Source organism: Aeromonas sp. RU39B (assembly GCF_900156095.1).
In the GTDB taxonomy this organism is placed as follows: Bacteria; Pseudomonadota; Gammaproteobacteria; order Enterobacterales; family Aeromonadaceae; genus Aeromonas.
The window spans coordinates 550,031-564,928 of record NZ_FTMJ01000001.1 but is presented as its reverse complement, the minus strand read 5'-3'; the positions used below and the strand labels follow the sequence as shown (position 1 = coordinate 564,928).

14 protein-coding genes are annotated in these 14,898 nt (G+C 58.1%); 6 read left to right on the top strand and 8 right to left on the bottom strand.

Annotation, left to right across the window (positions count from 1 at the left end):
- Positions 1 to 12 precede the first annotated feature (12 nt).
- Positions 13 to 1,215 carry an anaerobic glycerol-3-phosphate dehydrogenase subunit GlpC gene (gene glpC / locus BW958_RS02490; RefSeq protein WP_076573946.1) on the top strand — a complete coding sequence of 401 codons (1,203 nt, stop codon included), beginning with the start codon at positions 13 to 15 and terminating at the stop codon, positions 1,213 to 1,215.
- A gap of 58 nt (positions 1,216 to 1,273) precedes the next feature.
- On the opposite strand, the gene hda is transcribed toward glpC, so the two are convergent.
- The 3 genes from hda to upp form a co-directional block, all read right to left on the bottom strand.
- A complete protein-coding gene (gene hda, locus BW958_RS02485) occupies positions 1,274 to 1,978 on the bottom strand; it encodes a DnaA inactivator Hda (protein WP_076573944.1) in 705 nt (234 codons plus the stop codon).
- Between the two features lie 70 nt (positions 1,979 to 2,048).
- Positions 2,049 to 3,080: a DUF2066 domain-containing protein gene (locus tag BW958_RS02480; protein WP_076573942.1), complete on the bottom strand. Its 1,032-nt coding sequence runs from the start codon at positions 3,078 to 3,080 to the stop codon at positions 2,049 to 2,051.
- A 139-nt stretch (positions 3,081 to 3,219) separates the two neighbouring features.
- Positions 3,220 to 3,846: a uracil phosphoribosyltransferase gene (upp, locus tag BW958_RS02475; protein WP_076573940.1), complete on the bottom strand. Its 627-nt coding sequence runs from the start codon at positions 3,844 to 3,846 to the stop codon at positions 3,220 to 3,222.
- 178 nt (positions 3,847 to 4,024) lie between these two features.
- Here upp and purM point away from each other — a divergent pair, with 178 nt between their 5' ends.
- Positions 4,025 to 5,062, top strand: coding sequence for a phosphoribosylformylglycinamidine cyclo-ligase (purM, locus tag BW958_RS02470; RefSeq protein WP_076573938.1), 1,038 nt, complete (start codon positions 4,025 to 4,027; stop codon positions 5,060 to 5,062).
- Positions 5,059 to 5,697: a phosphoribosylglycinamide formyltransferase gene (gene purN / locus BW958_RS02465; RefSeq protein WP_076573937.1), complete on the top strand. Its 639-nt coding sequence runs from the start codon at positions 5,059 to 5,061 to the stop codon at positions 5,695 to 5,697. The genes purM and purN overlap by 4 nt, the downstream gene beginning before the upstream one ends.
- A gap of 85 nt (positions 5,698 to 5,782) precedes the next feature.
- Here purN and BW958_RS02460 read toward each other — a convergent pair whose 3' ends face one another.
- Positions 5,783 to 6,565 carry a class II glutamine amidotransferase gene (locus BW958_RS02460; RefSeq protein WP_076573936.1) on the bottom strand — a complete coding sequence of 261 codons (783 nt, stop codon included), beginning with the start codon at positions 6,563 to 6,565 and terminating at the stop codon, positions 5,783 to 5,785.
- 25 nt (positions 6,566 to 6,590) lie between these two features.
- Positions 6,591 to 7,169, bottom strand: coding sequence for a D-sedoheptulose 7-phosphate isomerase (gene lpcA / locus BW958_RS02455; RefSeq protein WP_076573934.1), 579 nt, complete (start codon positions 7,167 to 7,169; stop codon positions 6,591 to 6,593).
- A 251-nt stretch (positions 7,170 to 7,420) separates the two neighbouring features.
- On the opposite strand from lpcA, the gene fadE reads away from it, so the two are divergent.
- Positions 7,421 to 9,877: an acyl-CoA dehydrogenase FadE gene (gene fadE / locus BW958_RS02450; RefSeq protein ID WP_076573932.1), complete on the top strand. Its 2,457-nt coding sequence runs from the start codon at positions 7,421 to 7,423 to the stop codon at positions 9,875 to 9,877.
- Between the two features lie 210 nt (positions 9,878 to 10,087).
- A complete protein-coding gene (locus tag BW958_RS02445) occupies positions 10,088 to 11,605 on the top strand; it encodes an HD domain-containing phosphohydrolase (protein WP_076573930.1) in 1,518 nt (505 codons plus the stop codon).
- Between the two features lie 65 nt (positions 11,606 to 11,670).
- On the opposite strand, the gene BW958_RS02440 is transcribed toward BW958_RS02445, so the two are convergent.
- The gene (locus BW958_RS02440; RefSeq protein WP_076574122.1) at positions 11,671 to 12,894 is read right to left on the bottom strand and encodes a TIGR03503 family protein; all 1,224 of its coding nucleotides are present in this window, start codon (positions 12,892 to 12,894) and stop codon (positions 11,671 to 11,673) included.
- A 29-nt stretch (positions 12,895 to 12,923) separates the two neighbouring features.
- Positions 12,924 to 13,661, bottom strand: coding sequence for a DNA polymerase III subunit epsilon (gene dnaQ, locus BW958_RS02435; protein WP_076573928.1), 738 nt, complete (start codon positions 13,659 to 13,661; stop codon positions 12,924 to 12,926).
- 50 nt (positions 13,662 to 13,711) lie between these two features.
- Here dnaQ and rnhA point away from each other — a divergent pair, with 50 nt between their 5' ends.
- Positions 13,712 to 14,176 carry a ribonuclease HI gene (rnhA, locus tag BW958_RS02430; protein WP_076574121.1) on the top strand — a complete coding sequence of 155 codons (465 nt, stop codon included), beginning with the start codon at positions 13,712 to 13,714 and terminating at the stop codon, positions 14,174 to 14,176.
- Here rnhA and BW958_RS02425 read toward each other — a convergent pair.
- Positions 14,167 to 14,898, bottom strand: coding sequence for a methyltransferase domain-containing protein (locus BW958_RS02425; RefSeq protein WP_076573926.1), 732 nt, complete (start codon positions 14,896 to 14,898; stop codon positions 14,167 to 14,169). The genes rnhA and BW958_RS02425 overlap by 10 nt on opposite strands.

Here is a 14,898-nt window from a genome sequence, read left to right as displayed (position 1 = left end):
AGGAGCACTGATATGTTGCTCGATCATGCCAACCAGACGTTTGACCAGTGCATCAAGTGCACGGTCTGTACTGCTTACTGCCCGGTCGCCAAGGCCAATCCGGCCTATCCCGGCCCCAAACAGGCCGGCCCTGACGGTGAGCGCCTGCGCATCAAGAGTCCCGACTTGTACGACGAGGCGCTCAAATATTGCACCAACTGCAAGCGCTGCGAAGTGGCCTGCCCCAGCGGCGTGCGCATCGGCGATATCATCGCCAAAGCCAAGCACACCTACGACGGCATCAAACCGGGCATCCGCGAGTTTGTACTCTCTCACACCGACTTGATGGGCAGTGTCTCGACCCTGGCGGCACCGATCGTCAACTTCACCACCGGCCTCAAGCCGATGAAAGTGGTGCTCGACAAGGCGCTGGGCGTCTCGTCTCATCGCGACTTGCCCAAGTATTCTCAAGGCACGTTCCGTGGCTGGTACAAAAAGCATAAACGCGAGCAAGAGCAATTTGCCCGCCAGGTTGCCTATTTCCACGGCTGCTACGTCAATTACAACCACCCTCAGCTTGGTAAAGAGCTGATCCAAGTGCTCAATGCCATGAACATCGGCGTGCAACTGTTAGAGCGCGAGAAGTGCTGTGGCGTGCCGCTGATTGCCAACGGATTTATGGACAAGGCACGCCAGCAGGCGGCATTCAACATTGCCCAGATGGAGAAGTGCTTGCTTGGCAACGAGATGCCACTTATCACCACCTCGTCCACCTGTGGCTTTACCCTGCGCGATGAGTACCCGCATCTTTTAGAGCAGGACAACCACAGAGTGCGCAGCCGCATTTCGCTTATCACTCGCTTTTTGTGGCAGGAGTTCAAAAACGGCAATCTGCCGGCCATGAAGCCGCTGGATCTGCACATTGCCTACCACACCCCCTGCCACTTGGAGAAGATGGGCGGCGTCATCTACACCCTGGAGCTGCTACGAGCCATTCCGGGCGTGCGTCTGACCGTACTCGACTCCCAGTGCTGCGGGATCGCCGGAACGTACGGCTTCAAATCGGAGAACTATGCCACCAGCCAGGCTATCGGTCAGAACGTGTTCGATCAGCTGCTACGGGTCAAACCGGATCTGGTCATTACCGACTGTGAAACCTGCAAGTGGCAGATTGAGATGAGTACGCCTTACCGCTGTGAACACCCTGTTCATCTGCTCTCCCAAGCGCTGGCCTGACTGGCAAAACGCAAAAGGGGACGCGCAATGCGTCCCCTTTGCTATGAAGGCGAGTCAGTTACAAACCGAGGATCTCTTTAACAAAAGGGATCGTCAGCTTGCGCTTGGCACGAAACGATGCGTTGTCGAGCTGATTGAGGGTCGAGAGCAAGGTGCGCATGTCACGCGACAGGCGGTTTAACAAAAAGCGGCCCACATCGATAGGGAGCTTGAAGCCACGCAGTTCGGCGCGCAGTTGCAGGGCGCTGAGTTTGCCCTCATCGTCGAGCTCATCAAGGTGGAAGTTCACCCCCCAATCGAGTCGCGAGGCCAGATCCGGCAACTGCAAGCCGAGTTTGCGCGGAGCACTGCTGCCCGTCACCACCAGAGATCCCGGTTGACCGCGTTCACGCCAGCGATTGTAGAAATCAAACAGCGAGCGTTCCCATTCGGCATTGCCGGCAATGGCTTCAAGATTATCAAGACAAACCAGCGGCAGGGCTTCCAAACCATCAAGCATGCCGGGGTCAAGGCGCTCGAATTGATCCAGTGGGAGATAGGCAGCAGCAGCATCGCGAGCATTCACCTCGGCGCACGTCGCATGCAACAGGTGAGAGCGGCCAGCCCCCTTGGGTCCCCAGAAATAGAGGAAGGGAGATCCCTGACCGATAGCCGCGTTTTTCAACGCGGTAATAAGGTGGGCATTGTGACCGGGGTAGAAACTGACGAAGGTTTCGTCATCCGGAAGTTGTACGGCAAGAGATAACTGGGCCGGCTGTTTCACTCTGCATGCTTGATCAATGAGATTTGCGCATCAGTGTAACATTCCCCGGCCCACGAGAGAACCGCCCGACTTAATTGCTCTGGCCGGCGACCCAGCGATAATGCAAACCGCCATCCTGAGCGCTCTCTTGCGTAAGCCTCGGCTCCAGCGCCAATCCTTTGGACAAAGCATCCGCGCCGCCATGCACATCGAGGGCAAAGGTTACCTTATCGCCATCGAGTTCGCTTAACGAGACGGAAGAGACGCTGGCAATCCCGCCAAGCAGGGTCTGTACGGCCGCGACATCGCCCATACTGCCAAGACCGGTGATACTGAGGCTCACCGCCTGCCGCTCGCCCGATACCTTGGCACCGTATTTTTGTACCAGCCAGTGCGAGAGCGTTGTCATCAGTTGCTCGCTCACCTCGCTCTGGCTGCCCGTCAGTGTGCCCTTGGTCAGCTCACCCGGATCGCCGCCCTGACTGCCGGCGCCATACAGGCTCCACTCCAGGGTCCAGGTTTCATCTTGCGCCGTCAGACGGCCAAGCAATACCATCTCGGCGCCATAACGGGCGCTGGCCGACATCACCGGAGCACTGAAACGGCCCAGCACGTCGGTCACACTCACGGCGCTGCTGTCATCCAGATCCATGATCGGCAGTGCCACCGGCAAGGCCAGTGTTTGCGCCTGGGCGCGCAGTAGCGGCGCCCAGCCATCAGCAGATTGATCGCTCACCATCCGCCGCTGACTGTCATCGATCACCAGCCACATGGCCAGTTGCGGCCTGGAAGCACCCAGCATCGGCACCTGGCTGCGGGTCAACAGATCATTGACCTTGGCCGGCTCGAACTCGGTGCGAATCATCTTTTTGCCATCCACGGTCTGATAGTCGTAACGACGTACCAGCTGGCTCACTGTGGTCATGGCCTGCAACACGGCTGGCTGGGCTATCACGGTTTTATCACCGGTCAGTTTCAGCAGCACTTGACCAAGTGCCTCGCCCTGCGCGGCGGACACGTCGCCGCTGGCCTGCGCCTGACCGACATAAAGATCGGTCACCTGCACGGCCAACGCGGGCAGGGAGAGAGAACACCAAAGCAGGACTGCAAGGATTTTATGCATGGAATTCAGACTCTTGAGTGAACAGTTACCAGTTATGGTAGCGGTAGGATGGCACTGGCAGCAAGCCGAACAGCCTGGCGCTTAAATAAACAAAGCCGGCCCATGGCCGGCTTTACCCAAAACTGACAGAGAGCGGGGCTTATTTGGTGCCGAAAATCTTGTCACCGGCATCACCGAGACCGGGAACGATGTAACCCTTCTCGTTCAGACCGTGGTCGATGGCAGCGCAGTAGAGTTCAACATCCGGATGGACGGCTTCCAGCGCCTTGATCCCTTCGGGAGCAGCCACCAGCACCAGTACCTTGATGGATTGGCAGCCCTTCTTCTTAAGCAGATCAATGGTGGCAATCATGGATCCACCGGTCGCCAGCATCGGATCGACAACCAGCGCCAGACGCTCGTCGATGTTGCTGACAATCTTTTCGAAATAGGGAACCGGTTTGAGGGTCTCTTCGTCGCGGTAGATACCGACAACGCTGACACGGGCGCTCGGCATGTGCTCGAGGACGCCATCCATCATGCCAAGGCCGGCACGCAGGATCGGGACGACGGTAACCTTCTTGCCTTTGATCTGATCCACTTCTACCGGGCCGTTCCAGCCGGTGATGGTCACCTTCTCGGTTTCGAAGTCGGACGTCGCTTCATAGGTCAGCAGGCTGCCCACTTCCTTGGCGAGTTCGCGAAAACGCTTGGTGCTGATATCCCCTTCACGCATCAAACCCAGCTTGTGTTTGACCAGGGGATGTTTGACTTCGACCACTTTCATTATTATCTCCTCGCACGGCCTCGGAAAAAAATCGCGGAATGATACCTCAAAAGGCACAGCTTGTAGAGCCCTTTTCCGCCCGCCAGCGCAAACGATTTCCTTTCTGCTTTTGGGCTCACACTGCTAGAATACGCCCCGAATTTTACCCTCCACTTCACCATCATGACGGGGAATACTCGTGACTGACAAAACCTCACTGAGCTACAAGGATGCAGGCGTTGACATCGATGCCGGCAACGCACTGGTTGAACGCATCAAGGGCGTTGCCAAACGCACGCGTCGTCCGGAAGTCCTGGGTGGTCTCGGCGGCTTTGGAGCCTTGTGTCAAATTCCGGCCGGTTACAAAGAGCCGGTGCTGGTGTCGGGTACCGACGGCGTGGGCACCAAACTGCGTCTCGCCATCGATCTGAAAAAGCACGATACCGTGGGCATCGATCTGGTGGCCATGTGCGTCAACGATCTGATTGTGCAAGGGGCCGAGCCGCTGTTCTTCCTCGACTACTACGCCACCGGCAAGCTGGATGTGGATACCGCTGCGGCCGTGGTGACCGGTATCGGTGCTGGCTGCGAGCAGTCCGGTTGCGCCCTGGTGGGTGGTGAAACGGCTGAAATGCCGGGCATGTACGAAGGGGATGATTACGACATTGCCGGTTTCTGCGTCGGTGTCGTGGAAAAGAGCGAGATCATCGACGGCAGCAAGGTCAAAGCGGGCGATGCCCTGATTGCGCTGGCCTCCAGTGGCCCGCACTCCAACGGCTTCTCGCTCATCCGTAAAATTCTGGAAGTCTCTGCCGCCGATGTGCAGCAAGCCATGGGGGATACCACCCTGGCCAACGCACTGCTCGAGCCAACCCGCATTTACGTCAAGCCGGTGCTCAAGCTGCTCAAGCAGTGCGAGATCCACGCCCTCTCCCACATCACCGGTGGTGGTTTCTGGGAAAACATTCCGCGCGTACTGCCGGCCAACACCCAAGCCGTGGTCGATGAGCAGAGCTGGCAGTGGCCGCCGGTGTTCAACTGGTTGCAACAGGCTGGCAATGTCACCCGTCATGAAATGTACCGCACCTTCAACTGTGGCGTTGGCATGATCATCGCCCTGCCAGCCAGCGAGCTCGACAAGGCGCTGGCTCTGCTTAAGGCGGAAGGTGAGCAAGCCTGGCACATCGGCCACATTGCTGATGCCGCCGATGGCGAGGAGCAGGTCGTTATCCAATGAAACGCATTGTGGTGCTGATCTCCGGCAACGGAAGCAATCTGCAAGCGATTCTGGATGCCTGCTCCACCGGGCGCATTGCCGGCAAGGTGGTGGCCGTGGTGAGCAACAAGGGTGAGGCGTATGGCCTCACCCGGGCACGCGAAGCCGGATGCGATACCGCCGTGCTCAGCGCAGGCGATTACCCGGACCGTGCAACCTATGACGCGGCGCTCGCCGAAACCGTCGCAGGCTTTGCGCCGGACCTTATTGTCATGGCCGGCTTTATGCGGATTCTGTCGCCCGAGTTTATCGCTCGCTTTCGTGGTCGCATGCTCAATATCCACCCCTCTCTGCTGCCCAAGTATCAAGGGCTGCACACTCATCGCCGTGCCATTGAAGCCGGTGAAGAGGAGCATGGCGCCAGTGTGCACTTCGTCACCGAAGAGCTCGATGGTGGCCCTGTGGTGCTGCAGGCGCGCGTTCCCATCTTTGCGGATGACCGCGAAGAGGAGGTCGCCGCCCGGGTGCAAGTGCAGGAGCACGCCATCTACCCGCTGGTGGTCAGCTGGTTCTGTATGGGCCGTCTGGTCATGATGGCGGACAAGGCGCTGATGGATGGCGAGCCGCTCGGCCCGTCCGGCTACGCCGACGAATAACGCAGCATCGTTACAGAGCTAAAAACCAAAGGGAGGCCATGGCCTCCCTTTGTTATGCTCAAACACCGCAAGGTGACGGCACCCCTTACTTCATCACGCCGCCTGCAATGCGCTCGCCAAGGCGAAACAGATTAAACTCACCCGGAACCATCGCCTGCCACTGTTCGTTGCCGGTGAGCGGCCGCGTGGCAATCAGCGTCACCACATCATCAGGGGTGGTTTCGCTCTGAAAATCGATGGTGACCTGTTCATCAAGCAGGCTCGCTTCGCCAAAGGGCGCACGGCGGGTCAACCAGTGCAGGTTGTTCGTGCAAAAGGTCATCACATACTCGCCGTCTGACAGCAGCATGTTAAAGACCCCCAGAGCGCGCAACTGCTGGCACAATCCGGCCAGATAGCGAAACATGGCCGGGAAGTTGGCCGGCTGGCGCTTGTATTTGCTCTCAAGCTCATTGAGCAGCCAGCAAAACGCATGCTCACTGTCCGTCTCCCCGACTGGGCGATGACGGCCGGTCGGCAGTGCCTTCCAGCCAGTCAACTGCCCGTTGTGGGCAAAGGTCCAGTAACGGCCCCAGAGCTCACGGGTGAAGGGGTGCGTGTTTTCCAGCGAGACATTGCCCCGGTTAGCCTGGCGAATATGACTCACCACAGCACAACTCTTGATGGGGTAGTTCTGCACCAGTTTGGCTATCTGGGACTCGGCGCTCGGCTGGGGATCCTTGAAGGTGCGAAACCCCTTCCCCTCGTAAAAGGTGATCCCCCAACCATCGCGATGCGGTCCGGTCTTGCCGCCACGCAACATCAACCCGGTAAAGCTGAAGCAGATGTCGGTCGGGACATTTGCACTCATGCCGAGCAGTTCACACATCACGCCCTCCTGCCTGATGGCACGGTTACTTCGCCATTTCCTTCTCAACCAGCTGGATCAGGATGTGGATCACCTTGATGTGCACTTCCTGAATGCGATCGGCATAACCAAAGTGCGGCACGCGGATCTCCACGTCAGCCAGACCGGCCATCTTGCCGCCATCCTTGCCAGTCAGGGCAATCACCTTCATGCCCTTGGCGCGAGCAGCCTCGATAGCCTTGACGATGTTGCCAGAGTTGCCGCTGGTCGAGATGCCAAGCAGCACGTCGCCACGACGCCCCACCGCTTCCACATAACGTGAGAAGACATAGTCGTAGCCAAAATCGTTGGAAACGCAGGAGAGGTGGCTCGGATCGGAAATGGCAATCCCGGCGTAGCCTGGACGGTTTTCCCGATAACGCCCGGTCAACTCCTCGGCAAAGTGCATGGCATCGCAATGGGAACCACCGTTACCGCAGGAGAGCACCTTGCCCTCTTGCTTGAAAGAATCGGCCAGCAACTTGGCAGCGGCTTCAATGTTTTGCAGGTTTTGTCCATCAGACAGGAATGTTTCCAGCACGCTGGCAGCTTCGGTCAATTCTGCACGGATCAGATCTTGGTACATGGTTGCTCTCTTTCGTGTTATCGCGGCAGGTCGCAAAGGTCATCCATTCTCTCACAAGCCTGCGGCGGCTTCACGCCCACGGATCGCGCATTGATAGCAAAAATTCGCATTTACGCCAGCCGAATGTAAACAACTTGATAACTTGCTACGTATCGTTTACAAAGAGCCATGATAAACAGGTCAGACCTCTGGATGAGTTAGCAAACCAGCCGGATCTGCCTGCCACCGGAACACAACGCAAGGAGCACACCATGACCACGACCCTCACCCTACTCGGGGTCCTGATCGTCATCGGGATAGTCGCCTATCACCGGCTGTCTCTGATGATGTCCACGCTGATCACCTTTGGTGCCATGATAGTTGCCGCCCTCTACGACCATCTTCCTTGGCCGCTGTGGCTGGTGTTTGCTGTCATCGCCCTTGCCGTCAATCTGACGGATTTTCGTCGCAACACCCTCTCGCGCCCCCTGTTTCGGCTCTACAAAGGGATCATGCCCGAGATGTCCCGCACCGAAAAAGAGGCCATCGAAGCCGGCACCACCTGGTGGGAAGCTGAACTGTTCGCCGGCAGCCCTGACTGGCAAAAGCTGCACAGCGTGCCGGTCAACACGTTAAGTGCAGAAGAGCAGGCGTTCCTCGACGGTCCGGTGGAAGTGGTGTGCCGCATGGTCAATGACTGGGAAGTGACCCATCAGCGCGCCGATCTCTCTCCCGAGGTGTGGCAGTACCTCAAGGAGAACAAGTTCTTCGCCATGATCATCAAGAAAAAGTACGGTGGTCTTGAGTTCTCCGCCTACGCCCAATCCTGCGTGCTGCAAAAACTGTGCGGCGCCAGCGCCGTGCTCGCCTCAACCGTCGGGGTGCCCAACTCCCTCGGCCCGGGTGAATTGCTGCAGCACTATGGCACTGACGAGCAAAAAGATTACTACCTGCCACGCTTGGCGCTGGGCAAAGAGATCCCCTGCTTTGCCCTGACCAGCCCGGAGGCAGGGTCGGATGCCGGATCGATCCCTGACACCGGCGTGGTGTGCAAAGGCGAATGGCAAGGCAAGGAAGTGCTGGGCATGCGCCTGACCTGGAATAAGCGCTACATCACCCTCGCCCCCATCGCCACCGTGCTTGGATTGGCATTCAAACTCAAAGACCCGGAGCATCTGCTGGGCGATGTGGAAGAGCTCGGTATCACCTGCGCCCTGATCCCGACCGACACCAAGGGGGTTGACATCGGCCGGCGCCACTTCCCGCTCAACGTGCCATTCCAAAATGGCCCAACCCGCGGCAAGGATGTGTTCGTTCCCATCGATTTTATTATTGGCGGCGCCACCATGGCCGGTCAGGGCTGGCGCATGCTGGTCGAGTGCCTCTCGGTCGGCCGTGGCATCACTCTGCCCTCCAACAGCACCGGTGGGGTCAAGATGCTGGCGCTGGCCGCTGGTGCCTACAGCCGGATCCGCCGTCAATTCAAGCTCCCCATCGGCAAGATGGAAGGAATTGAAGAGCCGCTCGCCCGCATCGGCGGTAACGCCTACATCATGGGGGCAGCCGCCAACCTGACCGTGGCCGGTATCGATCTGGGGCAAAAACCCTCGGTCATCTCGGCGATTGTCAAATACCACCTGACCGATCGTGGCCAGAAATGCATCATCGATGCGATGGATATTCACGGCGGTAAGGCCATCTGCATGGGGCCCAACAACTACCTTGCCCGCTCCTATCAGGGTGCGCCCATCGCCATCACAGTGGAAGGGGCCAACATTCTGACCCGTAGCATGATCATTTACGGTCAGGGGGCGATTCGCTGCCATCCGTTCGTACTCAAGGAGATGCTGGCCGCTGGCATGGCCGATAACGAGCAGGGGTTGCGGGAGTTTGATAACGCCATGTTCAGCCACGTCGGCTTTGCGATAAGCAACATGGTGCGCAGTCTGTGGATGGGGTTGACCGGTGCCAGACTGGTGGCCTCCCCGTTCAAGGATGAGACCCGTCGTTACTATCAGCAGATAACCCGCCTCTCGGCCACCCTCGCCTTCCTCTCGGACGTGGCGATGGGCACTCTGGGCGGCAGCCTCAAGCGTCGTGAGCGCGTCTCGGCGCGCCTTGGGGATGTATTGAGCCAGCTCTATCTGGCCAGCGCGGCGCTCAAGCGCTTTGCCGATGAGGGGCGTCAAAAATCCGATCTGCCGCTGCTGCACTGGGCACTGCAAGATGCACTCTACAAAGCGCAGTTGGCCATTGATGAGCTGCTGCGCAACTTCCCCAATCGCTGGATTGGACTGGCTCTGCGGGTGGTGGCCATGCCGCTGGGCAGAGATCTGCAAAAACCGGGCGACCGACTCGATCAACAAGTGGCGCGTCTGCTGCAGACGCCTTGCGAGGCCCGCAGCCGCCTGGCTCGCGGCCAATACCTGACCCGCGAAGAGGGCAACCCGTTTGGCCTGCTTGAGCAAGCGCTTGATGACGTTCTCGCCGCCGAGCCTCTGTTTGACAAAGTGTGCCAGGCACAAGGCAGCAAGCGTCCCTTTATGGCTCTCGACAAGGTGGCCGATGAGGGGCTGGCAGCCGGCATTCTGAGCGACGCGCAGGCTGACCTGCTGCGCCGCGCCGAGCAAGGGCGTCTTCGCACCATCAACGTGGATGATTTTGATCCCGCCGAGCTGGCGGCCGACAAGAGCCTTTGCCAACCGGCCAGTTTCCATCACGCAGCCTGATGCGACACTCGTGATTTTTGCGCCTCCCTTGCGGAGGCGTTTTTTTTTCATATTGGGTTCGAATTGACTCAATCAGGCTCAAGAGCAATATGAATCCGGTCGTAAAAGATATTTAAACCTTGGAGCCTTGTCGCATTTTCATTTTGCTACAGATTTCCTAATCTTGGTTAACACGCTATCGTGCTGTAAGACTCACCTCTGGATTGTGCTATGGATGATGAAATCCTGATCATTGATGACGAGAACGCTGCCTCCCCAGGCCCCAAAAAGCAATGGAAGGTGCTGGTTATCGATGATGATGTCGAGGTGCATAGAGTAACCCGCATGACCCTCTCCCAGTTCGAGTTCGATGGCAAGGGGCTGGATCTGCTGAGTGCCTACAGTGCCAAAGAGGCCAAGGCGATGCTGGCCCAGCACAGCGATGTGGCCTTGATGCTGCTGGATGTGGTGATGGAGAGTGACCATGCCGGCCTTGATGTAGTGCGCTACGTGCGTGAAGAGCTTGGCAACAGCATGGTGCGCATTGTGCTGCGTACCGGCCAACCTGGACAGGCGCCGGAAGACGATGTGGTCGCCAACTTTGATATCAACGACTACAAGGACAAAACCGAACTTACTTCCCAGAAATTGCGCACCTTACTGCGCGCCAGTTTGCGCTCTTATCGCGATATCCGCACGCTTGAGCGTAACCGCCGCGGCCTGCAAAAAGTGATTGAGGCGTCGCGCGGCATCTTTGAAAAACGCGCATTGCGCCAGTTTATCGACGGTGCCCGCGAGCAACTCACGGCACTGCTCAATCTGGAAGACTCCGCCCTCTACGATATCCGCCAGCACGCTTACGCGGTGCAAAGTGAAGAGTGCTTAAGCCCCTTCTCACCGACGCTGGTCGACACCGATGTCAAACATGCGCCGGCTATTGTGCAGCAGGCAATCGCGCAGCAATCCAACGTGTATGGCAAGGAAGAGCTGGTGCTGTTTTGCAAGAACAGTCGCTATCAGCTCCTGTTTCATATTGAAGGTGGCCAGCACCTGAGTGAGATGGATGCCAACCTGCTCAGCCTGTTTACCGAAAACATTGTGGTGGCGCTGGAGAATATCCGCCTCAACGAGGTCATAGCCGACAACCAGCGCGAGATCATCTACCGCATCGGCGAGCTGGTCGAAAGCCGCTCCAAAGAGTCCGGGCTGCATGTCAAACGGGTCGCTCTGTATACCGAGCTATTTTGCAAGCTGCTTGGCCTTGGCGATGAACGCACCGAGCTCATCAAGCGGGCATCCCCCCTGCACGATATCGGTAAGGTCGGCATCCCGGATGCCATTTTGCACAAACCCGGCAAGCTGACCGCAGAAGAGTGGACCGTGATGAAAACCCACGCCCGGCTTGGGCAGGATATGCTCTCGGGCAGTCAGCTGCAGCTGTTCCAGACCGGCGCCCTGATTGCCGGCAACCATCATGAGAAGTGGGATGGTTCTGGTTATCCAAACGGCTTGGCGGGTGATGCTATTCCACTTGAAGGGCGCATTGTGGCGCTGGCTGATGTGTTCGATGCCCTCGGTTCGGATCGTTGCTACAAACAGGCCTGGCCGCTCGATAAAGTGCTGGCACTGATTGAAGAGGAGCGTGGCCGCCATTTCGACCCGACACTGGTCGACCTCATGCTGGCCAATCTCGAACAGTTCCTGGCCATTCGTGATGCCTACCGTGATAACTACCAAGGTGGCCACTGAGCGTTATCTCTCTCTAACAGTAAGGGGGAGCCTCTGCTCTCCCCCTTACTGTTGGTGCCACTTAGCTACTGCTCGGGCTGGTTGAGATCAACCTCGCTGGCCGGAGCCTTAGCTGAGGCTTGCTCCTCCGCCGCCTGACGTGCTGCCAGTGCCTTTTTCAGCGCCTTGCGCTTTTGCATCAGGATAAAACCGACTGCAGCGAGCAACAGGAGCAGTACGCCGACACCGGCGGCAATCCATACCCACAGTGACGTTCCCTCCTCGTTGGCATGCTCGGTGGCCTCAGCCGCTGAAGCCGCTTGGCTCACTACCGGCTCGATCACCGGTTTTGGCGAGATGGAGAACTCCCGCTGTGGCAGTTGCAACTGCACTTCACGCCCACCCTTAGTGGTGGCGAGCAGGGTGGCTTGCACCTGATAGAGCCCGACCATCTCCGGCTTGGTCAGCGTCAATGAGAGGTTCTGCTCAGTGCCACTGCCATTGAACGGTGTTGCTACGCCGGACGGGTCCAGCACCTGACCGGTCACAGCCAGACTGCCAGGGTCGAGCTCTTCCCGGTCAACCAACAAAGAGAGCTTGGGCCCCTCTTTCTCGGTCGGCGGATTTAGCGAATATTGAAATGGCTGGGGATAGATGAAGATCTCCTGGCTGCGCGCACGAACAAACACCTCGTTGCCAGTCGAAATGATAGCGCGATACTTGCCGGGATCTGCCTCAAGCACCACCCGCGCCGTCAACACGCCATCGTGCGGCCGCTCATCAAGATCCTGGCCATTATCCAGATAGTGGCCAACTTGAATATCCTCCTGCTCCGCCCCTTCCGTGTGGGGCAGCGATTGCAGACGCAGGGTCATGCCCAGATCCGAGACATAGTCTTTGTCGGTGGCCTGAGCGCCATCAATGATCACCCGGCTGGTGACTTTAAGGATTTCGCTTTGGAACACCCGCATCGGCAGGGGATCATATTGCAGTTCAATATCTGACAGCAGCCGCACCCGGTTGTCCGGATCGATGTTGCCAATAGCCTGCCAAGGGCCCGGCATGGGGTCACGCACCGTAATCAGCTCGGCATCTTTGGTCTGTAACCAGCCCACGTCACCGGCTGGATGGCGATGACTATAGAGCTTGCTGCCATCGGGACGAACCAGAATAACCGGCCCGCCTCCTTCAATACGCTTGATAATGAAGGTGACTTCCTTCACGCCATGGTCGATGCGAAAGCGGTTGGCCAGCAAGGGAATGTCCGCCGCCCCCACTGGCTCTTCGGCTGCAGCCAGCCACGGAGTCATCAGCAGTGATAACAGCAAACAAGCTTGCTTTATTGACGCCACAGACAGCTTCCCCCTTTCTTTTGCACCAAATCCAGACGACTTTCATGCACGGCCAGCGTGGCATCATCGGCACGGATCACCTTCAGGCGCGGACGCTCAAGGCTCAACCGGCGGATCCCGGTATCTTGCGCACTGCTATTGGTATCGGCCGATTCACTCGCCAGATTAAGCTTGGTCTGGCCACCGGTCATCAGCAGGTAGACGTCGGCGAGGATCTCCGAGTCAAGCAACGCCCCGTGCAAGGTACGGTGGGAATTATCAATGCCATAGCGCTCGCACAATACGTCCAGGTTGTTGCGCTTGCCCGGGAATATTTCGCGGGCCATGGCTAGGGTATCGGTCACCGTGCAGATATCGGTGGTCTTGAGGCTCAGACCCAGCTTGCCAAACTCATAATCCATGAAGCCCACGTCAAAGGGGGCGTTGTGCGCCACCAGCTCGGCACCACGGATAAACTCGATAAACTCGTCGGCAATTTTGTCAAACGAAGGCTTATCACGCAAAAACTCATCGGTAATGCCGTGCACCTGAATGGCTTCCGGATCCACTTCCCGATCGGGCTTGATATAGACATGAAAGTGATTACCGGTCAGCTTGCGGTTGATGATCTCCACGCAGCCGATTTCAATGATGCGGTGGCCCAGATAGTGCGGGCCGCCGGACATGTTCATACCTGTGGTTTCGGTATCGAGGACGATTTGGCGATTGGCTTGGGGTGTGCTCATGCTGGGTTCTGTGTCAAACTTTGATTTTCTCCAAGTTTACCCTATTGCAGATGCTAAAACAGATTGATTTATATACGGATGGTTCTTGCCTGGGCAATCCGGGGCCGGGTGGCTACGGCGCCGTGCTGATTTATGGTGAGCACAAAAAAGAGCTGTCGGCCGGTTTTCGTCTGACCACCAACAACCGGATGGAGCTGATGGCGGCCATCATGGGGCTGCGGACGCTAAACGAGCCTTGCCAGGTGCGCCTGACCACTGACAGCCAGTATGTGCGCCAGGGTATCACCCAGTGGATCACCGGCTGGAAGCGCAAAGGGTGGCTGACGGCCAACCGCGAACCGGTCAAAAATGTGGATCTGTGGAAACAACTCGATGCCGAGGTATCTCGCCATCAGGTGGAGTGGCTGTGGGTCAAGGGGCACTCGGGTCATCCGGAAAACGAGCGTTGCGATGAGCTGGCCCGTGAGGCAGCCAGCGGTAAAGACCTACCCGAAGACAGCGGCTATCAGCCCTGACGATTAGCCGTGCGCGCCATGCCGGGAGTGATAAGCGGTGGTGCGACGCGCCAGGATTTACGTACCGGCTGCAGTGGAATACGGCGTTTGCGCGCCGCCAGCATATAGACCGACGAGAAACTGCGGCAATAGTCATGCCCCAGACTCTCACGCCACCAACCGGCCATGCTGTGAACGCCCTTGAGGGAGTAGCCAAAGCGCTCGTCAAACATCACCTCAAACCCGAGCAGCAGCAACCAGTCGATCACCCGGCCGGGTGTAAACATCCGCGCCGACCAAGGCAGCCGACGGCGAAACCAGGGTAACAGCTTACCCAGCCCCACCAGACTGAGCGGGTTGTAACCGGTGATGATGATCCAGCCATCGGCAGTCAACACTCGCTCGGCTTCACGCAGCGCCTGATGGGGATCTTTACAAAAATCGAGGGTATGGGCCAGCAGGCAGGCATCTACCGAGCCGCAGCGCACTGGCAACTCGGTCACCTCGGCCAGCATGGCCAGATCCCGCCCTGCCGGCGCCACTGACAACTGATGGCGAATGGTCGACGTTTGGCAAGAGAGCTCGGCACTGAGCGCACCAATTTTAAGCAGGTGATAGCCAAACAGGTGAGGACACCAAAGATCGAGGCGGGACTGAATTTCGGTCGCCATCCAGTCGCCCATCGGCAAGTCACACCAACTGGTTGGGCTCAGGATTTGTTGTTCACTGCGTGCCGCCTGCAT